The 25,794-nt window shown below is 44.5% G+C and carries 20 protein-coding genes and 2 tRNA genes; 1 reads left to right on the plus strand and 21 read right to left on the minus strand.

Annotated elements, in window-relative coordinates; all coding sequences use genetic code 11:
• Positions 1–250 precede the first annotated feature (250 nt).
• A complete protein-coding gene (locus AC27IJ_RS18055; RefSeq protein WP_312444222.1) occupies positions 251–1,798 on the plus strand; it encodes an SPFH domain-containing protein in 1,548 nt (515 codons plus the stop codon).
• A 139-nt stretch (positions 1,799–1,937) separates the two neighbouring features.
• On the opposite strand, the gene AC27IJ_RS18060 is transcribed toward AC27IJ_RS18055, so the two are convergent.
• The 21 genes from AC27IJ_RS18060 to codY all read right to left on the minus strand — a co-directional run bounded on the left by AC27IJ_RS18060 (position 1,938) and on the right by codY (position 25,716).
• A complete protein-coding gene (locus tag AC27IJ_RS18060) occupies positions 1,938–2,819 on the minus strand; it encodes a GGDEF domain-containing protein (protein WP_312444225.1) in 882 nt (293 codons plus the stop codon).
• A gap of 16 nt (positions 2,820–2,835) precedes the next feature.
• Positions 2,836–3,381, minus strand: a complete 546-nt coding sequence (locus AC27IJ_RS18065; protein ID WP_312504108.1) for a flavodoxin domain-containing protein — start codon at positions 3,379–3,381, stop codon at positions 2,836–2,838.
• Positions 3,382–3,529: 148 nt separating this feature from the next.
• Positions 3,530–3,601 (minus strand) — tRNA-Glu (locus tag AC27IJ_RS18070).
• Between the two features lie 25 nt (positions 3,602–3,626).
• Positions 3,627–3,700 (minus strand) — tRNA-Pro (locus AC27IJ_RS18075).
• 155 nt (positions 3,701–3,855) lie between these two features.
• On the minus strand, positions 3,856–8,415 hold the full coding sequence (locus tag AC27IJ_RS18080; RefSeq protein ID WP_487150052.1) for a PolC-type DNA polymerase III: 4,560 nt from the start codon (positions 8,413–8,415) through the stop codon (positions 3,856–3,858).
• A gap of 8 nt (positions 8,416–8,423) precedes the next feature.
• A complete protein-coding gene (gene ispG / locus AC27IJ_RS18085; RefSeq protein WP_313257372.1) occupies positions 8,424–9,491 on the minus strand; it encodes a flavodoxin-dependent (E)-4-hydroxy-3-methylbut-2-enyl-diphosphate synthase in 1,068 nt (355 codons plus the stop codon).
• 152 nt (positions 9,492–9,643) lie between these two features.
• Positions 9,644–10,702, minus strand: a complete 1,059-nt coding sequence (gene rseP, locus AC27IJ_RS18090) for an RIP metalloprotease RseP (RefSeq protein WP_312444235.1) — start codon at positions 10,700–10,702, stop codon at positions 9,644–9,646.
• Between the two features lies 1 nt (position 10,703).
• Entirely contained in the window at positions 10,704–11,846 is a 1,143-nt protein-coding gene (locus tag AC27IJ_RS18095; RefSeq protein ID WP_312504106.1) for a 1-deoxy-D-xylulose-5-phosphate reductoisomerase, read from the minus strand.
• Positions 11,847–11,947: 101 nt separating this feature from the next.
• Entirely contained in the window at positions 11,948–12,748 is an 801-nt protein-coding gene (locus AC27IJ_RS18100) for a phosphatidate cytidylyltransferase (RefSeq protein ID WP_312444240.1), read from the minus strand.
• Between the two features lie 19 nt (positions 12,749–12,767).
• Complete coding sequence (gene uppS, locus AC27IJ_RS18105) at positions 12,768–13,490, minus strand: undecaprenyl pyrophosphate synthase (RefSeq protein WP_313257359.1); 723 nt, start codon at positions 13,488–13,490, stop codon at positions 12,768–12,770.
• Between the two features lie 64 nt (positions 13,491–13,554).
• Positions 13,555–14,109: a ribosome recycling factor gene (gene frr / locus AC27IJ_RS18110; RefSeq protein ID WP_312444245.1), complete on the minus strand. Its 555-nt coding sequence runs from the start codon at positions 14,107–14,109 to the stop codon at positions 13,555–13,557.
• Positions 14,110–14,123: 14 nt separating this feature from the next.
• Positions 14,124–14,825, minus strand: a complete 702-nt coding sequence (gene pyrH, locus AC27IJ_RS18115) for a UMP kinase (RefSeq protein WP_487150056.1) — start codon at positions 14,823–14,825, stop codon at positions 14,124–14,126.
• 159 nt (positions 14,826–14,984) lie between these two features.
• Positions 14,985–16,688, minus strand: coding sequence for a peptide ABC transporter substrate-binding protein (locus AC27IJ_RS18120; protein ID WP_312444249.1), 1,704 nt, complete (start codon positions 16,686–16,688; stop codon positions 14,985–14,987).
• Between the two features lie 191 nt (positions 16,689–16,879).
• Positions 16,880–18,568 (minus strand): peptide ABC transporter substrate-binding protein, encoded by a 1,689-nt coding sequence (locus AC27IJ_RS18125; RefSeq protein ID WP_312444250.1) that lies wholly within the window; start codon positions 18,566–18,568, stop codon positions 16,880–16,882.
• A 106-nt stretch (positions 18,569–18,674) separates the two neighbouring features.
• Complete coding sequence (locus tag AC27IJ_RS18130) at positions 18,675–19,652, minus strand: ABC transporter ATP-binding protein (RefSeq protein WP_334308378.1); 978 nt, start codon at positions 19,650–19,652, stop codon at positions 18,675–18,677.
• The gene (locus AC27IJ_RS18135) at positions 19,652–20,656 is read right to left on the minus strand and encodes an ABC transporter ATP-binding protein (RefSeq protein ID WP_312444252.1); all 1,005 of its coding nucleotides are present in this window, start codon (positions 20,654–20,656) and stop codon (positions 19,652–19,654) included. Before AC27IJ_RS18135 ends, AC27IJ_RS18130 begins: the two co-directional genes overlap by 1 nt.
• A gap of 14 nt (positions 20,657–20,670) precedes the next feature.
• A complete protein-coding gene (locus AC27IJ_RS18140) occupies positions 20,671–21,711 on the minus strand; it encodes an ABC transporter permease (protein ID WP_312444253.1) in 1,041 nt (346 codons plus the stop codon).
• 16 nt (positions 21,712–21,727) lie between these two features.
• Positions 21,728–22,645 (minus strand): ABC transporter permease, encoded by a 918-nt coding sequence (locus AC27IJ_RS18145; protein WP_312444254.1) that lies wholly within the window; start codon positions 22,643–22,645, stop codon positions 21,728–21,730.
• A gap of 129 nt (positions 22,646–22,774) precedes the next feature.
• A complete protein-coding gene (gene tsf, locus AC27IJ_RS18150) occupies positions 22,775–23,698 on the minus strand; it encodes a translation elongation factor Ts (protein ID WP_313257373.1) in 924 nt (307 codons plus the stop codon).
• Between the two features lie 139 nt (positions 23,699–23,837).
• Complete coding sequence (gene rpsB, locus AC27IJ_RS18155; protein ID WP_312444255.1) at positions 23,838–24,578, minus strand: 30S ribosomal protein S2; 741 nt, start codon at positions 24,576–24,578, stop codon at positions 23,838–23,840.
• A gap of 322 nt (positions 24,579–24,900) precedes the next feature.
• On the minus strand, positions 24,901–25,716 hold the full coding sequence (gene codY / locus AC27IJ_RS18160) for a GTP-sensing pleiotropic transcriptional regulator CodY (RefSeq protein WP_312444257.1): 816 nt from the start codon (positions 25,714–25,716) through the stop codon (positions 24,901–24,903).
• Between the last annotated feature and the right edge of the window lie 78 nt (positions 25,717–25,794).

Below are 25,794 nucleotides of genomic sequence, written 5' to 3' on the forward strand. Positions count from 1 at the left end.
CAACTACAACCCTAAATATCTATTCCTACTTCTTCAAAAGATTAAAAATCGAAAAAGCATTGTAAATTCGAGGTTTTTCCCACTTTTCTACAAATCACAATGCGGAAAAACAATTTTCGTATGCGTGGGTCGGGGGTTCGAGTTCCCCCGGGAGCTTATGAAAAACCTCGTATTTACGAGGTTTTTTCTTCATATAAAGAATTTCCCAGTACCATGCATCTGTAACACTTTAAGATTGAAAGGAGAAATTATGTTACAAATTATTTTACCGTTCGCTTTGGTTTTTTTAGCGGTGATCATATTACTTGGAATCTTAGCAAGCGGATATGTAAAGGCTCCGCCTGACAGGGCTTTCATTATTTCAGGATTGAAGAAAGAGCCAAAGATTTTAATTGGATGCGCCGGAATCAAAATCCCATTTCTTGAAAGATTGGATAAACTTTATCTCGGCCAGATGACGGTGGATATTAAGACAGAACAATCAGTGCCAACAAATGATTTCATCAACGTAAATGTTGACGCTGTTGCAAAAGTAAGGATCGAACCAACGGAAGAAGGAATCAAATTAGCGGCAAAGAACTTCTTAAACAAAAACCAGGATCAGATTACACTTGACTTACAGGATTCCCTTCAGGGTAATATGCGAGAGATTATCGGTACTCTCACTTTAAAGGAAATCAATACTGACAGAGATTCCTTCTCAGATCAGGTTATGGAAAAAGCATCAAAAGATATGAGGAAGCTGGGTATCGAAATTGTATCATGCAATATCCAGAATATAAGCGATGAAAATGGCCTTATTAAGGATCTTGGTGCCGACAATACGGCAAGAATCAAGAAAGATGCTTCTATCGCAAAAGCCCAGGCAGAAAGAGACATTGCAATTGCCCAGGCAGAAGCCGATAAAGCTTCCAATGATGCAAGAGTGCTTGCACAAACAGAAATCTCCCAGAAGAACAATGAACTTGAGATTAGGAAGGCTGAGCTAAAGAAAGAATCTGACACAAAACGTGCAGAAGCTGATGCAGCCTATGAAATTCAGAACCAGGAACAGCAAAAAACAGTTCAGACAGCTACGGTAAATGCCCAGATTGCAAAAACCGAACGAGAGGCGGAACTGAAGAACAAAGAAGTTGCAGTAATGCAGCAGACTTTGGAAGCCGAAATTAATAAGAAAGCCGATGCCGAGCGTTACGCAGTGGAACAGAAAGCTTCCGCTGACTTAGCGAGAAGACAGCGTGAAGCGGAAGCGAAGAAGTATGAGCAGGAAAAAGAGGCAGAAGCAAGGAAAGCCCTGGCTGAAGCAGAAAAATATGCTATGCTCCAGGAAGCCGAAGGTATAATAGCCAAAGGAGAAGCAGAAGCCTCTGCAATCCAGGCGAAAGGTATTGCTGAAGCAGAAGCAATGGAAAAGAAAGCGGATGCAATGACGAAATACGGGCAGGCCGCAATGATGGAAATGATTGTGCAGGCATTGCCTGAGATGGCAAAAGCAATTGCAGAACCATTGGCTGCCATCGATAAGGTTACCATCATTGACAGCGGGAATGGTGATGCAGGCGTAACTTCCATGGGGGGCTATGTACCAGCTGTCTTAGCCAAGACGATTGAAGCTGTAAAAGAAACAACCGGCTTAGATATCACAGAAATCATGAAGGCAAATACATATGATGCCAAGGTAACAAGAAATGTAAATATTACTGGAATTCCTGACAATACAGATATAAATGATCCGGCAAAAGCAGTAACTATTGCAAACATAACTAAGGAAATTGCAAAAAGCAACGAAAACGAGTAAAAACAGGAATTAAAAAACCACTCTTGTACTTCAATTTGTACAGACCCCCAAAAGTCAGATTTTCAGGTCTAACTTTTAGGGGTCACCACATTTTGACAGTTACAGGGTGGTTCTTTTCTATCTTCTAATCTTATTTTCATTATATATCCGAACTTTTTTCTTTTTTTGACTTGTACATCTTTTCATCCGCCCTGCGTATAAGCTCCTCCGCAGTCACAGGAATGTCTCTCATGGTTTCTATGCCAAAAGAAATAGAAAGAGGTCCCCCTTTTACAACCTGTTTTACCGTCATTTTTTCAATTTCCTTTTGTATACGGTCAACAGTTGTACGTGCACAGTCTTCATCGGCACCGTTTAAGCAAAGAAGGAACTCATCTCCTCCGTATCTTGCCGCCCAGACATCCTCAGGATAAATATTTTGGGAAATGACTTCTCCGGCCGCCTTGATCGCCATATCACCTGCCTCATGCCCATAAAGGTCATTAATTGATTTGAAGTTATCAAGATCGATAAAGCATACGGACAAAGGCCTATGCTTTAACAAGGCATCAATAATATCAACCGGAAGGCGCTCATCCACAAAACGCCTGTTATAAAGGGAAGTAAGCGGATCTCTCACTGCCGCATCATTAAGCTCTTTTATAAAGCGGGAAAAAATTTCACCCTCATTATAATCTCCGTTTCCGACAAGCATTGTATCTGTTGCGTTTTTTAACAGTTCCAGCACCGCAGGACTGGCGGCGTTTTCAATGGGAACAGCTGTCACAAGAAGAACGTCATCCTTGCTCTTTTCCATTTTTACAAAGCTTTTGTTTTCGTTATAAGCTCTTATAGAAATACAGTTGTCACATATTCTGTTGTTCTCCCAATAATGATAGCATACATCCGGTGTTTCAATCAAAGATGACTGCCGGTAGTCCAGTACCCTTTTGTGAAGGGGATCCACCAAACGTACTACGTCATACATCTTATAAAAAAAATCCAATTTGTCCTTTATCTCATCCAGCGAAATATAATCCATATTAACCCCGTCATACTTATAAATTCCGTATGTAATTTATAAGTGGCAATATTGTTTCTATATTTATAAAGTCAACGTTTTTTCCGTAACTTGCAAGCATCTCTTCATCTTCATCGGTCAAAGAATCCCGATCCTTTTTTGCTGTCATCTTGCAGACAAGAGCCATCATTGTCCGATGTAATGGGCTGAGTTTTGAATAATCCATGGCCCCGCGTAAATGGAATACTTTAATTTTTTCCTGCATTTCTTCCGTAAGCACCTTATTCAGGCCCTTTTTTATATTTTCCGTATTAACCGTATTGGAAGGATCAGCCAGTCCGCAGGTAAAAAGTACCAGATTCTTATGGGAGAAACTGGAGAAGTTCTTTGTCAATAACTTAATTCCGTTGACACCTCCGGCATACAGGCCGCCGCCCAAAATGATGGTATCATATGGTTCTAAATTGCTTGCTTTTATGTCCTTTCCATTAAACAGATCACAGGATAATTCCTTTGCGATCCATTTCGCATATTTTCTGGTCGCTCCATATTTTGATTGATATACTACAACAATTTTCTTCATACCAGGTTCCTCCTATATTATCTATCTATAACAGACCTACGTGTTCCAAACCGTTTTATACAATCAATCAAAAAATAACAGCGTCCATTCTCCATAACTGTTCCACTTAACGCAAAAAACCCCAGGCTGCTCCTGAAGGTTTTTATTATGACCTATCCGAGAATCGAACTCGGGTTTCCGCCGTGAGAGGGCGGCGTCTTGACCGCTTGACCAATAGGCCATATGCAAATATTATTGATACAGAATCGAGGCGACAAGATTCGAACTTGCGACCTCTGCGTCCCGAACGCAGCGCTCTACCAAACTGAGCCACGCCTCGATTACGTTAGGTAGTATAATACATATTTCGGCGTATGTCAACCTTATTTTCAAAATTTTTTTATTTTTTTTAAATTCTGGAAAAATTACCAAAAAATTCTGTTACTGACTCGTCCGGAAAAGCCCGGGCCGCAAGGGATTGTCATTCCCCCCTTGTCAGCCCAGATCAAACAAGGACAGCTGGTTGGATTCCGGAAGCTCAAAAAGAAGTCCCAAGTCCCCCATTAAGTCACACACGGTTTTGCTGACCTTTGTCCTGTTTCTGAAATCTTCTCTTGACAGGTAGGCTCCATCTTTCACCGAATCCACGACGGCATCAGCCGCCTTTTCACCCAGACCGTCAATGCTGCTTAAGGACGGCATCAGCTTGCCGTCAATGATCTGGAAATGCCTTGCCTTTGCCCGGTAAATATCTATGGGCATAAAGTCATACCCTCTGGCATACATCTCCTGTACGATCCTCATATCCCTTAAGGTGTCCTGCTCTTTTTTGGAAAGAGTGTCGAACCGCTTCTTATAGTCATTTAAATAATGCTCCAACTTATCCCGCCCCTGGCACATCAGCTCATAGCTGAAGCCATTGGCCCGAATGCTGAAAAAGGAGGCATAATAAGCCAAAGGATAAAACACCTTGCAATAGGCAATACGCCAGGCCATCATAACATAGGCGGCAGCATGGGCCTTCGGGAACATGTACTTGATTTTTTTACAGGACCAGATATACCAGTCCGGAACTCCGTGGGCAATCATCTCCTCCTCCCACTCCGTCTTTAACCCCTTTCCCTTTCGTACGCTCTCCATAATGGAAAAGGAAAGGCCCTCTTCCATTCCCATTGATATTAAATAGACCATGATATCGTCACGGGTACAGATTGCCGTCTGAATGGTGGCTTTCCCTTCCTGGATCAGGGCCTGGGCATTACCAAGCCATACATCCGTACCATGGGCAAGACCGGCAATACGCACCAGATCAGAGAAATACTTAGGCTGTGTATCAATTAACATCTGCATGGCAAAGTCCGTACCAAACTCAGGAACGCCGAGAGCTCCAAGCTTGCAGCCTCCGATATCCTCAGGGGTAATCCCTAAGGCCGAGGTATTCTGGAACAAAGACATGACCTCCTTGCTGTCCAGGGGAATATCCTTTACCGGATCAAATCCAATCAGATCCTGAAGCATACGGATCATGGTAGGATCGTCGTGCCCCAGAATATCAAGCTTCAGCAGGTTGTGGTCAATGGAATGGTAGTCAAAATGGGTGGTTACCGTCATGGTATTCATATCGTTAGCAGGCCGCTGTACCGGAGTAAAGGAATAGATCTCCTCTCCATGAGGAAGTACGATGATTCCTCCAGGGTGCTGCCCGGTGGTTCTTCTGACCCCAACACAGCCCTGTACGATCCGGCTGATCTCACAATTTCGTTTTCTTACCCCATGCTCTTCATAATAATTTTTCACATAACCAAAGGCAGTCTTCTCTGCCATGGTACCAATGGTTCCTGCCCGGAACGTCTGGCCCTTGCCGAAGATGACTTCTGTATAGTCATGAGCCTTACTCTGATATTCACCGGAGAAGTTTAAGTCAATATCCGGTTCCTTATCACCCTTAAAGCCCAGGAAGGTCTCAAAAGGAATATCAAATCCGTCTTTTGCCAAGGGGCGCCCGCACACCGGGCAAACCTTGTCCGGCATATCACATCCCGCCATACCGGAAAACTTTTTCACTTCTTCTGAATCAAAATCATAATAGTGACAGGAGGTACAATAATAATGAGGGCTCAAGGAGTTTACCTCTGTAATACCTGACAGATATGCTACAAAGGAAGAACCGACAGAGCCTCGGGATCCCACCAGATACCCATCCTCATTGGATTTCCAAACCAGCTTCTGAGCGATGATATACATAACTGCAAATCCATTGGATATGATGGAATGAAGCTCTCTCTCCAACCGCTCCGTAACGATTGACGGAAGGTTTTCTCCATAGATGGAATAAGCCCTGTCATAACAGATTTTTCTTAAATCTTCATCGGAATTCTCAATGACAGGAGCACATTTATCCGGGCGCACCGGAGAAATCATTTCGCACATGTCGGCAATTTTTCTTGTGTTTTTTATTACCACTTCTTCCGCCTTATTGGGCCCCAGGTATTCAAATTCTTTTAACATTTCCTCTGTGGTCCGCAAATACAAAGGCGCCTGTTCGTCGGAATCCTTAAAGCCCTGGCCAGTCATAATGATCCTTCGGTAAACCTCATCCTCCGGGTCCAGGAAATGAACATCACAGGTGGCGCAGACCGGTTTGCCGAACTGTTCTCCAAGCGTTACGATCTTTTTGTTGATATCAATCAGATCCTGTTCCGATTTTACCGTACTTTTCTCATCCCTGAGCATAAATGCATTGTTTCCCAAAGGCTGTATTTCCAGATAGTCATAAAAACTGACCAGCTTTGCCACCTCCGCATCGGAAACGCCGCGAAGGAGGGCCTGATACAGTTCCCCGGCTTCGCAGGCAGAGCCTACGATCAGTCCCTCTCTGTACTTGTTCAGCACGCTTTTGGGGATCCTGGGCCTTCTGGCATAATAATCTATGTGGGAGTAAGAGATCAAACGATATAGATTAACCCTGCCCACATCATTGGCAGCCAGTATGATCACATGATAGGTAGGAAGCTTTTTAATCATATCCGCCGTCATGGTGCTTAATCCGTTTAGCTCATTAAGGGTCTCCACCCCCCGCTCCCGGATCATTTTCACAAATGCCACGAATATTTCAGCCGTACATCCGGCATCGTCTACCGCTCTGTGATGGTTCTCTAAGGAAATATTCAGTGCCTTTGCAACCGTATCCAGCTTATAGCGGTTAAGGTTGGGAAGGAGAAGCCTTGCAAGCGCCACCGTGTCTAAGACTGTAGGATCAAAGGCCAGATCAAGCCTTGCCGCATTATGGGCGATAAAACCCACGTCAAAGGAAGCATTATGCGCTACCAGGACTGAATCCCCGCAAAACTCCAGAAACTGAGGCAGTATTTCATTGATTTTGGGATAAGGAAGAACCATATTGTCATTGATGCCTGTAAGCTGCTCGATCTCAAAGGGAATGGGTACGTCCGGATTTACAAAGGTACTGAACTTATCCGTAAAAACCCCGTTTATTACCTTTACCGCTCCGATTTCAATGATCCGGTTCTTAGAAGAGCTGAAGCCTGTTGTCTCAATGTCAAATACAACATAGGAATCCGACAAGCCCTGGTTTCTGGAATTTTCCACAAGCTGCTTTAAATCATCTACCAGATACCCTTCCACGCCATAGATCATCTTAAAGTTATCTCCCTTTTCCAGGGCATGATTGGCATCTGGGAAGGACTGGACACATCCGTGGTCTGTTATGGCAATGGCAGGCATTCCCCACCGCTTTGCCCGTTTCACGATATCCTTTACCTCTGATACGCCATCCATATCGCTCATTTTCGTATGGCAATGAAGCTCCACCCGCTTTTCAAGGCTGTTATCCACCCGCTTCCCGGTAAAATCCTCGGATTTCTTGATTCCAACCACTGACCCAAGAGTCAGCTCTCCATCAAATTTATCAATGGTGGTAACACCCTTGATCCGTATAAAGCTTCCCTGAACCACTGCTGCTTTTAAATCCTCAATCTGCTCTTCCCTGGCGAACATCTTCACTGTGATCGTATCTGTAAAATCCGTCACATCAAAGATCATAATGGTCTTCTGGCTTCTCAGTTCTCTGCTGTCCACAGTTAAAATCTTACCTCTGACAACCACTTCACCGATTTCGCCGTCAATTTTTTCTATCTCAATGGTCTCCCCGTCAAAGTCACGGCCATATAATACATCCGGATTATCCGATCGGCGCCCGTAGGAGCCGCCGCCCTTTTTATAATCCTTCCACTCCTTTTTCCCGGTATCTGAATCGCCTGTCTTTACAGCTTCCTTCTTCCCTCCCATACGCAGCGAGGGCGCAGACGTCTGGGGAGCCTGGTCCGATGGGGCTAAAGCCGAATATCCTGCCGTCAGGGCATCTAAGGATATGCCGTCTGCCATGGAGGGACCGGCAGTTCCCTCGCTGTTTCCGGTACCATACTCATCCCGGTCTTCACCGCTCCTTGCGGCAAAGGAGGTCCGGCTTACAATTTCCGCTACCTCACGCTGCATCTGAAGCTCTTTTTGCTTTGCCAGCTCATTTTCTTTGGGTGCCACATACTCATACTGGATCTCTACCGGCATACCGCATCGTTCATGGAAAATCTTTTCCAGAACTCTTTTTAAGTCCCCGGCTTTTTCGTGGGTAACAATGGTATCCTCTACCGTCATCTTAAGGAGATCTGGTTCAGGAAACTGGAATTCGGCTTTACGGAACATGTTGTATTCTATAATGCTGTAATTTTTAAGTTCCACTAAAAGACTCTCCCTGTAGGCCTTTAACAGCTTCCCTGGCGTGTACTGGCCTGATAAGCGGAACCGCTCTATAATTTTTATGGTAATCCGCTTGGAAGGAAACAGCTGGTCTTTAATTCCCTTCTCAAGACCGTAAATATTATGTTTATGTATGAGTCTCGGACTCATTAAGTAAATACGAATAGAGCTTCTATCCCTGCCCAAAGTGACTTTCTCCACTTCCACCAGATTTAAAAGCTCCCGTAATTCCTCTGTAATATGTAAACTTGGAAAAACCTCCAAAAATTTTTTTGACATACTATCACCTATTGCATTTTCATTAGCTCTTCTTTTAGGGCATGAAGCAGCTCATCTTCCGGAACCTTGCGGATAATCTCTCCTTTTTTCATCAAGAGGCCTTCGCCAATTCCTCCCGCAATACCTAAATCCGCTTCCCTGGCTTCTCCCGGTCCATTTACCACGCAGCCCATAACAGCTACCTTAATATCAAGATGGTCAAATTCTGATACCATTTTCTCCACCTGGTTTGCCAAAGAGATCAGATCAATTCTGGTCCTTCCGCAGGTCGGGCAGGATACTACTTCAACACCGCCTTTTCTCAAACCCAGTGTCTTTAAAATCAGCTTTGCGGTCTTCACTTCCTCTACCGGATCACCTGTGAGGGAAACGCGGACGGTATCCCCGATTCCTTCATGCAGAATGATTCCAAGGCCCACGGAGGATTTGACTGTCCCGGAAGCAAGAGTACCTGCTTCGGTTATTCCCACATGAAGGGGATAATCCGACTGCCTGGCAATCAGTTCATGAGCTTTGATGCACATGAGCACATTGGAAGATTTAATGCTGATGACAAGATTTTCATATCCCAGTTCTTCAATCATCCGGACCTTATCAAGAGCGCTTTCCACAATACCTTCTGCAGTTACCCCACCGTATCTTTCAATCAGATTCTTTTCAAGGGAACCGCTGTTTACGCCAACCCGGATGGGAATATCAAATTCCCTGGCCTTTTCCACCACTGCCCTGACCCGTTCCGCTGATCCGATATTCCCCGGATTAATCCGGATTTTATCTGCTCCGGATTCTATGGAAGCGATGGCCAGCCGGTAATCAAAGTGAATGTCAGCTACCAGAGGAATTGCAATCTGTTTTTTTATCTGCTTTAAGGCTGCCGCAGCCTCCATGTCCGGCACCGCAACCCGGATAATATCGCAGCCAGCCTCTGTCAGGGCTTTGATCTGACCCACCGTTGATTCCACATCCTGTGTTTTCGTATTACACATGGACTGGATCAGGACAGGATTTCCGCCGCCGATTACCCGGTCTCCGATGCGGATTACTCTTGTTTTCTCTCTGCTCATACGTTCCTCCATTCTGTGCATGCCTTTTCCCATACTGCCAATCCCAGGCACGCCCAAAACCGGAAGCAACCCGCCTCGTGAGTTTCATCCGGTTATTATGGCAGCCGCCAGATGAACATAGAAGTATGTTCGTCTGGCTCGTTACTTGATTAAATATGGCTTACTCACGTAAACCTGCTGATATCGTTAAACACTACAAAAATCATTAGGGCCATAAGAGCCGCCATGCTGATCAAATTTACCAGGCCCTCCTTCTCCGGATCCATGCGCTTGCCTCTGATGGCTTCAATGATCAGAAACAAAAGCCTCCCTCCGTCAAGGGCTGGGATGGGAAGAAGATTCATAACACCTAAGTTTGCACTCAGCAGGATACACATGCTGATCACATTCATTAGCGCCGCTACAACGCTGACCGTAAGACCGGCCTTAACAGAATCATCAATCATGACAACAATGCCCACCGGACCGCTTAAATCATTGACGCTTGCCTTCCCGGTAAAGAGCATGCCAAGGCTTTTTACTGTCAGCTTTACATCGTATTCCATTTCCATGTATCCATATTTTACAAGTTCGCCAAAAGAGACCGCCTTCTTATTTTCAGGTGCGATGATAATGCCGATTAAATATTTTCCGCTTGCCTCCGAAAGCTGGGGAGTAACGGAAGCGGATTGGATACTTACATTGCCGGTAGAGGGATCCATCCTGGAAAATTCCACAAGATTCATCTTCTCCTCAGGTTTTAAAAGCTTATAAAGAATGTAATCCCGATACATGGATACATTTTCCCCATTGATCCGGAGAAGCTTATCTCCCGGACGGATTCCTGCCTCATAAGCAGGTGAATTTTCGGTTACCTCTTTTATATAGGTAGTATCATATCCGTTCATCCCTACAAGAAGCACCGCTAAGAAAAAGGCTAAAATAAAATTAAATATGGGGCCAGCCGCAATCACTGACATCCGGGCCGGAATGGATTTGTTCTGGAACGCCCGCTCATCGGGATCTTCCTCATCTTCCCCAAGCATCATACAGGAACCGCCCAAAGGCAGCGCCTTAATGGAATAAATGGTCTCACCTCTTTTAAAACGGACCAGCCTTGGCCCCATGCCGATCGAAAACTCAACCACCGCGATTCCGTTCATTTTTGCGAATAAAAAATGCCCTAATTCATGAATTAAAACGATCAGTCCAAAAACCAGTATCGCTACGATAACGCTGGACAATTTACCACCTGCTTTCTATATATTCATAAGCTGCAGCCTCTGCTTCAAGAATTTCCTCTATTGTGGGATTCTCTTTTACAGTATGCCCGTTCATAGCTCCCTCTATCATATCAGTTATAGCTGGATATGTAATTTCTCTATTTAAAAATTTGGCAACTGCCCGTTCATTGGCAGCATTGAAAACCGTTGGAAGTGTTCCACCTTTTTTTCCGGCAAAATATGCCAATTTTAAACCGGGAAAATTTACCATATCAGGTTTTTCAAACGTTATTTGACCAATGGTCCAGAAATCCAGACGGTCGCCAGAAAGAAATCTCCTCTCCGGATAGAAAAGCGCATACTGTATCGGGAGCTTCATATCCGGAGTACCAAGCTGTGCCATAACTCCCCCATCCTCAAACTCAACCATGGAATGAATCACGCTCTTAGGCTGGATCACCACTTCTACCTGATCCATTTCCACGCCAAAGAGCCACTTTGCTTCCATCACTTCAAGGCCCTTATTTACCATGGTGGAGGAATCAATGGTAATCTTCCTGCCCATAGACCAGTTGGGATGATTCAAAGCATCCTCCACCTGCACAGACTCCATCTCTTTTCTGGTTTTTCCCCGGAAAGGACCGCCGGACGCCGTTAGAAGGATCTTATGGATCGCCTTTTTATCTTCTCCATTTAAGCACTGAAAAATGGCACTGTGCTCGCTGTCCACAGGAAGAATCCGTACTCCCCGTTCCTTTGCCAAAGGTATAATGATGTGCCCGGCAGTTACAAGGGTTTCCTTGTTGGCAAGAGCAATGTCCTTTCCAGCCTCAATGGCTGCAATGGTAGGACGGATTCCTATCATTCCCACAATGGCAGTGACCACAATGTCTGCAGAGCATTCTGTTGCAGCTTCAATAAGGCCCTCCATTCCGGAAACTATTCGGACCGGCAGATCCTTTACCGATGCCGCCAGCTCCCTGGCCTTATCTTCTCTCCACACGCACGCCATCTTTGGATGAAATTTTCTGATCTGCTCCTCTAACAGGCGGATATTGCTGCCTGCCGCCAAAGCAGTCACTTCTATGTCCTTTTGATTTTCAGCCACCTCCAGAGTTTGTTTTCCGATGGATCCCGTTGAACCCAGGATTGCTATCTTCCTCATCTTATGCCGCTTACTCCTTTTCTTTTCCAATTTACTGTCATTCTTTCCAGGTAAAAATCACACCTTGTAAGGTGTTTCCAAAATTTAAACCAAATGATCCTTTAACGTAAAAATGTCACCGCAAAATAAATGGCAGGTGCCGTAAAGAGCATGCTGTCAAAACGGTCCAGAATTCCCCCATGGCCTGGAATCAATTTTCCATAATCCTTTACCTGATGATTGCGTTTTATTGCAGATGCAGCCAGATCCCCAATCTGGGAGATTACCGCCCCAATGGCACAGGCCAGTCCGCAGGCCGCCTGGGGATTGCGTATCTCCGTCATGGACCCTCCAAAAACAGATGCATAAAGAAATCCCAAAAGAGCTGCACCGGCTACTCCGCCGATTGCCCCTTCTATGGATTTCTTAGGGCTGAGTACAGGCGCCAGCCTGTGCTTTCCCATAAGCATTCCCACGCAATAAGCACAGGTATCACACCCCCAGGAGCTTAAAAATACCAGCCACACCAGATATTTCCCATCTGCCATGGTCCGGACCTGATAAAGATAGGACAGCATGACAGCAACATAAAACACTCCAAAAAAGGCCACCGTTACCTCATCCATCTGATACTTTGGAAAGGCAAACACATAAATACTCATAAGGATCATCAAAAAAGCAATAAACATGAGCATCTTAAACTGCTCTCCATGAAACCACAGCAACCCATAATAGGACAGGGCCGTTAAATATCCCATAAATCCCAATGGATTTTTCTGTATCTTCATCACACGATACAACTCAAACAAACCAATCATGGAAATGGAAATGGTTGTGGCAAAAAGCAAGACTCCCCCGCTTCCAACTGTAAAAAGAGCAATTATAACGAGAATGACTCCACTTATCAGCCTGGTTGTAAACATGGCGTTTCCTCCCTCCGAATCACTTCACTCCCCCAAATCTTCGTTCCCTACTATTGTACGCTGCAATTGCCCGTTTCATTTCTTCCATATTAAAATCAGGCCAATAGCAATCCGTGACATAGAGTTCCGTATAGGCCAGCTGCCACAGCAGGTAGTTGGAAAGCCTCAGCTCCCCGCTGGTGCGAATGAGAAGGTCCGGGTCAGGAATTTCCTCTGTGTCCAGGTAAGAAGAAAAAACTTCTTCCGTCATATCCTCCGGCAAAAGCTTTCCATCTGCCGAATCCTTCATGATCTTCCTGACAGCCCGGACAATTTCATCACGGCCGCCGTAATTAACCGCAATGATAAAGGTCAGACCTGTATTGTCTTTCGTTTCTTCCACCAGCTTACCAATTCCCGCTACAATATCCTGGTCAAACCGTCCCCTGTCACCGATCATCTTTACACGCACATTATTGGCTTTGGCGACCTTTAAAAGCCTGACCATATAAAAGCGGAACAGCTGCATTAAGGCACCCACTTCATCTGAGGTACGTTTCCAGTTTTCCGTTGAAAAGCCGTAAACCGTCAGATACTTAATTCCAAGCCTTGCTGCATCCTCTACCGTTCTTTCTACCGTCACGCATCCTTCCTTGTGGCCCACGCTTCTTGGAAGCCCCCGCTTTTTTGCCCATCTGCCATTGCCATCCAATATTATAGCCACATGCTCCGGAATCACCATATTCCCATTCATCTTGTCCATATAATGCCGCTCCTTTTAAAACACAAAACAGGACAGGCAAAATGCCTGCCCCTGTTCAAAATTTTTATACAGTAAGAAGATCCTTTGACTTTTCTTCAATCATTTTGTCTACTTGGGCGATCATCTTGTCTGTCAGCTTCTGAATCTTGTCTTCAGCCTCTGCCTGTTCATCCTCAGATATTTCCTCTGCCTTTAACTGCTTTTTAAATAAGTCATTGGCATCCCGGCGGATGTTACGGATAGCAACCTTTGCTGCCTCTCCCTTTTTCTTTACATCCTTAACCAGATCCTTTCTGCGTTCTTCAGTGAGCTCCGGAAATACAAGGCGGATCACATTGCCGTCATTGGTCGGATTAATTCCCAGATCAGAGGTGAGAATTGCCTTTTCAATTGCCTTTAACAGGCTCTTCTCCCATGGCTGGATCACAATCATGCGGGCTTCCGGAATGGAAATGTTGCCGACCTGCTGGATGGGGGTAGGCGTTCCATAATAATCCACTTTGATTTTATCCAGTACATGCGGATTGGCACGTCCTGCGCGGATTGTCATATAGTCATTCTCCAGCGCTTTTAATGTCTTGTTCATCTTGTCTTCGTAAACCTTTAAACTCTCCTGCATATCGTCCTCCTGGTTTATGCGGTCACTATGGTACCGTTTATTTTTCCTTGCATTGCATTGGCAATGCCATTTTTTTCATTTAAGCTGAATACCGCAAGGGGCATCTTATTTTCCATACACATGATGGAAGCTGTTAAATCAATGACACCAAGCTGCTTCTCGATGACCTCCTGAATGGAAATCTCATCATATTTAACAGCATTGGGATTTGTCTTCGGATCGCTGTCATATACACCGTCAATGGACTTTGCCAGTAAAATACAATCCGCATCCATTTCAATGGCGCGAAGCGCAATCCCTGTATCGGTTGAAAAATAAGGATGGCCTGTTCCTCCGGCAAAAAATACAACTTTGCCTTCTGCAAAATACCGGTTAGCCCTATCCTTGGAAAAAAGCTCTGTCATGGAACCGCATTCAAATGGGGTCAGCATCTGAGTACTCATCCCGGCATTACGGAAAATCTCGGAAACATAAATGCAGTTCATTATTGTAGCAAGCATGCCGATCTGATCCGCCTTGGGACGGTCAATGGCATCGCTGGTTCTGCCTCTCCAGAAGTTACCTCCGCCAATGACAATGCCTAACTGGACACCTGCCTCCACGGATATTTTAACCTGCCGTGCAACCTCCTTAACAGTAGCTTCGTCAAAGCCCGTCTTATTCGCACCGGCAAGAGCTTCGCCACTGAGTTTTAATAATACACGTCTTGGGTTCATAGCATTAACTCTCCTGTACTTTTGTATTGTCTTAGGAGATTATAGCATACTTTCGGATGGTTGGAAAGAGGAAGTTTGCAGGCAGGGAACAAAGACCGGGCAAAAACAAAACACCCGGGAAATAATTCCCGGGTGTTTTATAAAAAATTCAGACGATCCTTACTGTTCCATGGTAGCGTACTGGAAGAACCAGTATCCGTATGGAGAATACCATGAGCCTTTTAACTTAGGATCCTGTAACCATGGCTGGTTGTAATAAGCAACCGGAGCTATGGCGGAATCCTCTAAAATCATGTTCTCTGCTTCGTGCAGCAATGCATAGTGCTTTGCAACATCAGGAGTGGAGTTTGCTTCATCAAGTTTCTTATCAACTTCAGGATTGTTGTACTTACCATCGTTATTACCGCTGGTGGACTTAAACAAGTTCAGCATATTGGAGGGGTCGTCATAGTCATATAACCAGCCATTACGTGCGATCTGGAAATCTCCTGCACGGCGGGTAGGTGTAAAGGTAGACCATTCAACGATCTTAATGTCCATATTAATTCCCAGTGCTTCCTTCCAGCAGCTCTGTAAATACTCAGCTATTGGTTTATGGAACAACTGGTCATTGGTCATGTATTCAATGGTTGGGAATCCCTGACCATCCGGATATCCTGCTTTAGCAAGAAGCTCTTTTGCCTTTGTAATATCAGCGTCATGATCGGCAACATTAAAGAAATCGCCGCCATTATTCTTACGAGTCACTTCTTCAAAGGAAGAACCATTTTCTACATCAGAGATGCCAGGGCCTACGAAATTCGTTGCCGGGGTGTAAATTCCCTGCATAACCGTATTGGCAACATAGTCACGGTCAATCGCAAGACTAAGAGCCTTACGTACATCCGGGTTGTTAAACGGTTCCTTCTGGGTCTGGAAGCTTATATAATATGTACCCATGGTAGATCCAATCTGGAAATCCTCGGTATTTCTCAGACTTGGGATTTCTTCCGTAGGAAGGGTTTTGATCATGGAAACTTCACCTGCCTGGTATGCACTGTAAGCTGCGTTGGCATCTTCCATCAGGACAAATTTCAAGGTATTTAAAGTAACTTTGCTTGCATTCCAGTAATTTTCATTCTTACCAAAGGTAATGTGAGAACCTGGTACCCATTCAATCATCTTTAAAGGACCATTGCTTACATAGGTTTCCGGCTTTAAGGTCCACTGGTCACCATTTGCTTCAATCGTAGCCTTCTGTACCGGAACCATGGAGGCATGAGTAATCAGCTTTGAAAAATATACGCAGGGAACTGCCAGCTCAACCACAAAGGTCTTATCATCAGGAGCCGAAACTGCCAATGCATCCAGATTGCCTGCTGCTGCTTCTTCATATCCCTTTACATAGCCCAGCATATCTCCTGCATACGGAGCTGCCGTATTGGGATCAGCTAGCCTTTTCCAGGAATATACAAAATCCTCGCCTGTCAGGGGTGTGCCATCACTCCACTTCAATCCATCGCGAAGATGGAAGGTATAGGTAAGGCCATCCTCAGATACATCAAAAGATTCAGCCTGACCGCCCACTATCTTGTTCTCTGGATCAACGATCATCAGAGGCTCAAACGCATGAACAATTATATTCGCACCATCTGCGGCGCTGTTCATTGCCGGATCAACGGTTTCGGGATTTGGACCAACCTGTACAGCAAGATCAAGTGCTGTGGAAGTTCCATTCGCGGGAGCTGCAGTTTCGCCGCCGGCTGCCGCAGTTGTAGTTGTGTCAGAGCCTGCTTTTGTGCCAGCAGTATTATTTCCGCCGCATGCGGAAAGAATCATACCGGAGGCCATAACAGCAGCCAACACAAGTGACATTTTTTTCATAGATCGTCCTCCTAATAAAAATCATATTCTATCAACGCAATAACGCTTTAACCAGCTACTGCGGCGACTTATTCTTTAGCATAACATAAAAACAGAAAAATAGCAATGGGAAAATGGTTTATCAAATAATATTACACAAAAATAAAAATACCCAGGAATATTTCCTGGGTATTTTTAATAAACAATCTTTCTTATTCCATAGTAGCAAACTGGAAGAACCAGTATCCATATGGGGAATACCATGTTCCCTTTAACTTTGTATCCTGTAACCAGAATTCATTCCGATAATTAAGGGGTGCAATGGCAGCATCGTTAAGGATCATGTTTTCCGCCTCATGAAGCTTTGCATAATGTTCTGTAACATCAGCTGTAGAGTTGGCTTCATTGAGCAGCTTGTCAAGATCCGGATTATTGTACATAGCATTGTTATTTCCGCTTGTAGACATCATTAAGTTCAGCAGATTGGAAGGATCATCATAATCAAGGCTCCATGCATCACGCGCAATCTGATAATCACCTGCGCGGCGGGTAGGTGTAAAGGTAGCCCACTCGACGATCTTAATGTCCACTTTAATGCCAAGGGCTTCTTTCCAGCAGCTCTGTAAATATTCTGCAACCGGTTTGTTATAACCTGCATCATTGGTCATATACTCAACGATCGGGAATCCCTTTCCGTCAGGATATCCGGCTTTTGCAAGAAGCTCTTTTGCCTTTGCAACATCTGATTCATAATTTTCAACGTTAAAGAAGTCGCCGCCGTTATTCTTCCGTGTTACATCTTCAAAGAAGGTTCCGCCTTCCGCATCAGAAACACCGCGGGGAACAAAGTTTGCCGCAGGAGCACCAATACCCTGCATAACCGTATTGGCCAGATAATCACGGTCAATCGCAAGGCTTAAGGCTTTACGAACATCCGGATTGTTAAATGGCTCTTTCTGGTTTTGGAAATCTATATAGGAAATACCCATGCCTGGTTCTACATGGAACTCTTCTTTGCCCTTAAGCGCCGGAATCTCCTCTGTAGGCACATCCTTAATCATGGACACTTCGCCTGTCTGATAAGCGCTGTAAGCCGCATTGGCGTCTTCCATCAGGACGAATTTCAAAGTATTTAAAGTAATCTTATCTGCATTCCAGTAATTTTCATTTTTAGCGAAAGTAATATGAGAGCCTGGAACCCAATCGATCATCTTTAAAGGTCCATTGGAAATATAAGTCTCAGGCTTTAAACTCCACTGTTCCCCATTTGCCTCTACGGATGCCTGCTGTACAGGAACCATGGATGCATGGGTAACAAGCTTTGAAAAATATACGCAGGGAGCGGATAATTCCACTACAAGGGTCTTGTCATCGGAAGCAGAAACACCAAGTGCATCCAGGTTTCCGGCTGCAGCCTCTTCATAGCCCTTTACAAAGCCAAGCATATCTGCTGCATAAGGAGCTGCTGTATTAGGATCTGCCAGTCTCTTCCAGGAGTACACAAAATCATTGGCTGTCAAAGGAGTTCCGTCACTCCATTTGAGACCATCACGAAGGTGGAACGTATAGGTCATACCATCCTCGGATACATCATAAGACTCCGCCTGACCAGGCACAATTTTGTTTTCTGAATCCACAATCATCAAAGTTTCAAAAGCATGTACGATTACGTTAGCACCATCAGCCGCACTATTTAAAGCGGGATCAATGGTTTCCGGATCCGGGCCAACCTGAACTGCAAGGTCAAGGCCTCCTGATGTTCCTCCTGGGGCAGTTGTCTCCCCGTTTGCCGAGGCAGTGGTGCCGCCTGCAGATGGACCAGCCGATTTATTCCCGCCGCAAGCAGTAAGAATCATGCCGGTTGCCATAACAGCAGCCAATACAAGTGACATTTTTTTCATAAATTCCCTCCTATAGAATATATTTATCGGCACAGCAACACGTTATCCGCTTGTTGTGCCGATTTGTTTTCAGCATAGCATAAAAACCATAAAATGGCAATGAAAATCAGTTCACCTTGTCCAAATGGTGGCATGCAGCATAATGACCGGTAGAAACCTCTCTCCACTCCGGCTCCTGGACAGCGCAAAGCTCATCTGCATAAGGGCACCGAGTGCGGAAACGGCAGCCGGATGGCGGATTTACCGGGCTTGGCACATCCCCTTCCAAGACAATTCTCTTGGATTTACGGCTGGTTTCCGGGTCTGCAATAGGAATAGCAGAAATCAGGCTCTTGGTATATGGGTGCACACTGTGGAAGGTCAGTTCATAGCTGTCTGCAAGCTCTACCATTTTTCCTAAGTACATAACGCCGATCCGGTTGGAAATATGCTTTACAATCGAAAGGTCATGGGCAATAAAGAGGTAGGTCAGTCCCATTTCTTCCTGAAGCTGTTCAAACATATTGACAACCTGTGCCTGAATGGAAACATCCAGCGCCGATACCGGCTCGTCACAGACGATAAACTGAGGGTTCACAGCCAGAGCACGGGCGATGCCCACACGCTGACGCTGGCCGCCGGAAAATTCATGAGGATAACGGTTTGCATGCTCTGAATTAAGACCTACGGTAGACAGTACGGAAATAATCTGTTCAGAACGATCCTTTTTATTGGAAGCCAGATGATGGATGTCAATCGCTTCGCCGATAATATCCCCAACAGTCATACGGGGATCCAGGCTTGCATAGGGATCCTGGAACACGATCTGCATTTTCTGGCGGTAAGGGAGCATATTTACCTTGGTAATATCTTCTCCGTCAAAGTATATCTTTCCGGCGGTAGGCTCATAAAGCCGGAGCAGAGTACGGCCTGTGGTAGTTTTTCCGCAGCCGGATTCTCCAACCAGTCCCAGAGTTTCACCCTTTTTAATTCCAAAGGAAACGTCATCTACTGCCTTTACGACTTTTTTCTCAAATAACTTGCCTCCGGCAACAGGGAAATACTGCTGTAAATTTTTCACTTCTACAAGATATTTATCTTCCATCATGCATCTCCCTTCTGCGTCTGCTCATACTCCTGTTTCTGAAGCAGCCAGCAGGCACTATAATGAATATCAGATATATCCGTATATGGCGGCATTTCACGCAGACAAATCTTCATGCAGGCTCTGCATCTGGGCGCAAAAGGACAGCCAGCCGGCGGATTCAGCATATCAACAGGGCTTCCTTCAATGGGAACCAGCTTGTTGTGTTCTTTTTCCGTAAGCTTTGGAATGCTTCGGATCAAACCTTTGGTATATTCATGGCTTGGATTATAGAAAATATCATTTGTATTACCATATTCCACTACTTTTCCTGCATACATAACTGCTATGCGGTCGCACATGTTAGCAACAACACCCAAGTCATGAGTGATCATGATGATCGCCATTCCAAGCTTTTCTTTCAATTCCATCATCAATTCCAGAATCTGTGCCTGAATGGTTACATCCAGAGCAGTAGTCGGCTCATCTGCGATCAGAAGCTTTGGCTCGCATGCAAGGGCAATGGCAATCATGACACGCTGACGCATACCACCAGACAGCTCGTGAGGATACTGCTTTAAACGCTTATCCGGCTCATTGATCCCCACCAGGGTCAAAAGCTCTCTTGCTCTTTCATTTGCCTGCTGATTATTCTTATTTGTATGAAGCATGACCACTTCAGTGATCTGGTTTCCAATGGTGTAAACCGGATTTAAGCTGGTCATGGGATCCTGGAAAATAATAGAAATTTCATTTCCGCGAATCTTTCTCATTTCCTTCTCTGTCATCTTCTCAATCTGGTGGCCGTTAAACTGAAGGGATCCGCCAATCAAGCGTCCAGGATAAGCGGTAAGGCCCATAAGGCTATAGGCTGTTACAGACTTACCGGAACCGGACTCGCCAACAATGCCCAAAACCTCTCCCTCACGGAGATGAAGGGATACATCATTAAGAGCCTTAACTTCTCCTGCGGGGGTAAAGAAGGACAGACGTTCATTTTCAATATTAACCAAATATTCACTCATCACATCTCTCCTCCTTAATCTTTCAGTTTTGGATCGAATGCGTCACGCAGACCATCGCCCAACAAATTGAAACTTAAAATAATAATAGAAATCGCAAAAGCCGGTGCAAACAAACGGTGAGGATAGCTTTGCAGACCATTTAATGCAGCACTTGCAAGGCTTCCCAATGAAGGCATGGGCGCAGCAACGCCAAGGCCAAGGAAGCTTAGAAAGCTTTCCGTAAAAATTGAGGACGGAATCTGCAGCGTAGTCGTAACAATCAAAGTACCAATACAGTTTGTAAGCAGATGCTTCTTAATGATATGGCCGCTGGAGGCGCCAAGTGCCCTTGCAGCAGTTACATATTCCTGTTCCTTTAATATCAGGATCTGGCTTCGCACGATACGCGCCATCCCCACCCAATAAAGCAGAGCAAATACAACGAAAATACTGATCAGGTTAACGCCGATGACCTGTATCCACTGAAAACCGGCCTTTTGAGACAAGGCTTTTAGAGGTTGGTCAAAAGCAACCGAGAGCAATACGATAATCAGAATATCCGGCACTGTATAAATCATGTCCACAATACGCATCATGATCATATCCACCCAGCCTCCGAAGAAGCCTGCGATGGAACCATAAATGGATCCGATGAGCAAAATGATACAGGAAGCAATCAGGCCGACCATCAGGGATACACGGCTTCCCATCATGACACGGACCGCATAATCACGTCCCAGGTTATCTGTTCCTAGAATATGGGGAAATACATTCTCTCCTGCATCCATGGCAGTCAGTTCCTTTTGGGAATACTGCATGGGAGCAAGATTTTCGCTTCCGCGGATCTGTTGCTCATAGCTATATGGGTAGAACTGCGGAACAATAAAGGACAATACAAACACAATAATGATCACAGCAATGCTGATCATCGAAATCTTGTTCTTTTTAAGGCGCCTGATTCCATCCTTCCAAAATCCAACGCTCTTGCGCATGACAGTAAGGCTTTCTTTTTCTGCATCACTTGCCGGGAGAAAGTCTTCTACATTAAGCTGTAATGATAATTTATTCTTTGGCATTTCTTTCTCCTTTCCCTTACTTCAGATTAATTCGTGGATCGATGAATTTATAAGCAACGTCGACCAGCACATTCATGATAACCATTAAAGTAGCGAGGAAAATCGTAGTACCCATGATAAGAGGATAATCACGTCCTGTAATGGAACCAATGAATTCAGATCCCAGGCCCGGAATCGTAAATATCTTTTCAACAATAAAGCTTCCTGTTACGGTGTAGGCTAAAAGCGGACCTAAATATGTAACAACCGGAAGTATGGCATTACGAAGTGCATGCTTAAAGATGCTGACCGTCTGGGAAAGCCCTTTCGCACGTGCTGTTCTCATGTAATCCTGTCCCATAACATCCAACATGGAAGAACGCATCAGACGTGCGATATAAGAGGACGGATAAAATGACAGAGCAATTACGGGCATGATGTAGTTTTTCCACGATGCCAGTCCAAACGTGGGAAGAAGCCCCAGCTTCAAGCTCAAAACATACATTAAAATAGTACATACCACAAAGCTTGGTACCGCGATACCGCAAGTACTGAAGATAATAATAATATTATCAACAGTGGTTCCGCGCTTGAATGCAGCAATACTGCCTAATGGAACACCAACAATAACAGCAGTCAGTATAGCCATCCCGCCGATTCTTGCAGATACAGGAAACTTAGTTTCAATGATCATATTTACCGTACGGCCACGCTGTTTTACGCTCAATCCCAAATTGCCGTGAAGTAAATCCTTCATATAGGTCGCATACTGTTCGCTTAATGGTTTATCCAGGCCGTACTTTTCATTAAGGGCCGCCTGGGCCTGTGGACTGATAGCCTTCTCCGACATGAAGGGGCCGCCTGGCACCATATTCATGACAAAGAAAGTAACCGATGCAACAGCAAAGATGGTTACAATCGCCATAGCGATACGCTTTAAAATATATTTAGCCACTTTCCTCAACTCCTTTGGTATAGTGATGTTCGTTAATATGGAAACATCTGTCAATGGTAAACGGACACTGTCTTAATAGAAAAATCCCATGGATACCCATGGGATTCCCCCCAGAATCCTGTTACAAGATTACTGCATCTGCTTTGCAACCTCTTCTGCAAAGTTATCTTCCTTTTTTTCAAGGCCTTCACCAGTCTCAAAGCGTACGAACTTCTTCACATCTACCTTACCGCCGACTTCCTTAGAAACCTGCTCCAAGTACTTGCCAACTGTTAAATCTCCATCTTTTACATAAGCCTGGTCAACAAGACAGAATTCTTTTAATTCTTTGTTTAAACGGCCTGCGATCATCTTCTCAAGAATGTTATCCGGTTTATCCGGGTTCTCATTCTTAGCCTGTACCTTTAAGATTTCTGTCTCATGATCAATGAATTCCTGAGGAATCTCATCTCTCTTCACATATTTTGGTGTTAATGCAGCGATCTGCATAGCAATATTCTTTAAAGCTTCCTTTACAGTATCATTAACCACTTCTGCATCAGCTTCAATCAAAACACCGATTCTTCCGCCGCCATGGATGTAATCAACAACCGCACCGTCAGTAGCGATCTTTTCAAATCTTCTGATGTTCATGTTTTCCCCGATCACTGCGATCTGGCTGGACAGTGCCTGAGCAACTGTTAAGGAATTGTCATTTATCCAAGCCTCTGCAAGGAATGTATCAACATCTTTTGCCTGGGAAGCAAGTGCCTGAGCTGCAACATCAGCAACATACCCCTGGAACTGAGCGTTTTTTGCAACAAAGTCTGTCTCGCTGTTTACTTCAACGATTGCTGCAGACTTTCCGTCTTCGGCCACAACAGTGGTAACGATACCCTCTGCCGCAATTCTTCCTGCCTTCTTAGAAGCAGCTGCAAGTCCTTTTTCTCTTAAGAACTCCACTGCTTTTTCCATATCACCATCTGTTTCTGCAAGTGCCTTCTTGCAATCCATCATGCCCGCGCCGGTCATCTCTCTTAATTCTTTTACCATTCCAGCTGTAACTGCTGCCATTTGTTTTCCCTCCATCAATTGATTCATTTCTTCTTCGATAATATCAAAGGTCGTTTTATTCACAGGAACCATTTTCCAGTATAAAAAAAGCTTCGACCCGCTTCTCAAAGCAGGTCGAAGCATCTAATCGCCTGAATAATTAAGCTTCTACAGTCTCTTCTGTTTCCTGAGCTGCTTCTGCTTCCTCCGCTACTGCTTCGCCCTGGTTTGCCTCGATCACTGCGTCTGCCATTTTGGATACAATCAACTTAACGGCTCTTATCGCATCATCATTACCTGGAATCACGAAATCAAGTTCTTCAGGATCACAGTTTGTATCAGCGATACCAATTAACGGAATTCTCAATGTATGAGCTTCCTGAACGCAGATTCTTTCTTTCTTAGGATCTACAACAAAAATCGCATCCGGAATCTTCTTCATGTCCTTGATTCCGCCCAAATTCTTCTCTAACTTCTCCCACTCTTTCTTAAGAGCAATAACTTCTTTCTTTGGAAGAACATCAAATGTACCGTCCTGGGACATAGTCTCGATCTGCTTTAATCTTGCAACTCTGGACTGGATTGTCTTAAAGTTTGTAAGCATACCGCCAAGCCATCTCTCATTAACAAAATACATTCCGCAACGCTCTGCCTCAGATTTGATGGCATCCTGAGCCTGCTTCTTTGTTCCTACGAAAAGGATCTTGCCGCCTTCTGCAGCAATATCGGATACTGCCTTGTAAGCATCATCTACCTTTACAACAGACTTCTGCAGATCAATAATGTAGATGCCGTTTCTCTCTGTGTAAATGTATGGAGCCATCTTAGGGTTCCATCTTCTTGTCTGATGACCGAAGTGTACGCCAGCTTCTAAAAGCTGCTTCATTGAAATAACACTCATATTACTACCTCCATTTGGTTTTACTTCCGCCCGCTTCTTATGCTTCCGGGGAGACCGGTATCCGGCACCTTCCTCTGGAATCCGCAGACGTGTTTTTTTATCAGCTTAGCCAGTATAGCATATCTTGCTACGCGATGCAAGTATTTTTTTATATTTAGTGTTCAATTCAAACACGTGATGCCATATTTTGTGTTTTTATGAATCAACTGGATGTGCAGGCATATCCGGCTGATTCACAAATTTAAGATTGAACGTTTTTTCATTCAACTAATATAAAAAAAGAGCAGTTTCTCTCCGCTCCTTTTTCATACTATATAGGGTTTTACATATCTTTTATTTCCCGGCGCTCCGCCGCACTTTTAATGGTTCCGGCTTTAATGGTTTTCAGTTCATCAAACACCACATCATTCAATACCTTGATATAAGTTCCCTTCATGCCGGAAGATCTGGATTCAATCACTCCAGCACTTTCAAATTTACGAAGGGCGTTAACAATGACGGAACGGGTGATCCCTACACGGTCAGCAATCTTGCTGGCCACCAGGATTCCCTCATTGCCATCCAGTTCCTCAAAAATATGGGTAATGGCCTCTAATTCAGAAAAAGATAAGGTACTGATTGCGGATTTGACAATCTGCACTTTTCTGGTTTCCTCTGCATTCTCCTCATTAACGGAACGCATCATTTCCAGCCCTACCACCGTAGTGCCGTATTCACTTAAAATGATGTCGTCTATATCATATTGGGAATCGGATTTATAAATAAACAGGGTTCCAAGCCTTTCCCCTGCAATGTCAATAGGTGTGATAATTGCCTGGTATTTTCTGATATCGTCACCAGTGAAACCCAGCGTTTCCAGATTAACGTTCTCCTTCGTTGATAAAATGCTTAGCAAACGCTCATTTAACATGGTATCAACATAACCGCCAACCTGGTCCGCGATCAGCTCCTGAATTTCCTCGATGTCCGGTGTCAGGCCTATGCCCAGCACCTTTCCCTTCTTGCTGATCACAAGAATATTCGAATTCAGGATCTCGGTCAGCACTTCACAGATATCGTTAAATACTACCTTATGCGAATTATTGTTATGCAATAATTTGTTAATTTTTCTAGTTTTGTCCAACAACTGTACGCTCATAGCCGAAAACCTCCTTAAGAATTTATGTGAAAAACTAAAATACACCTCTAATGATTAAATATTAACATTATTATTTTC

It is taken from the genome of Lacrimispora sp. YZC11 (genome assembly GCF_057543815.1).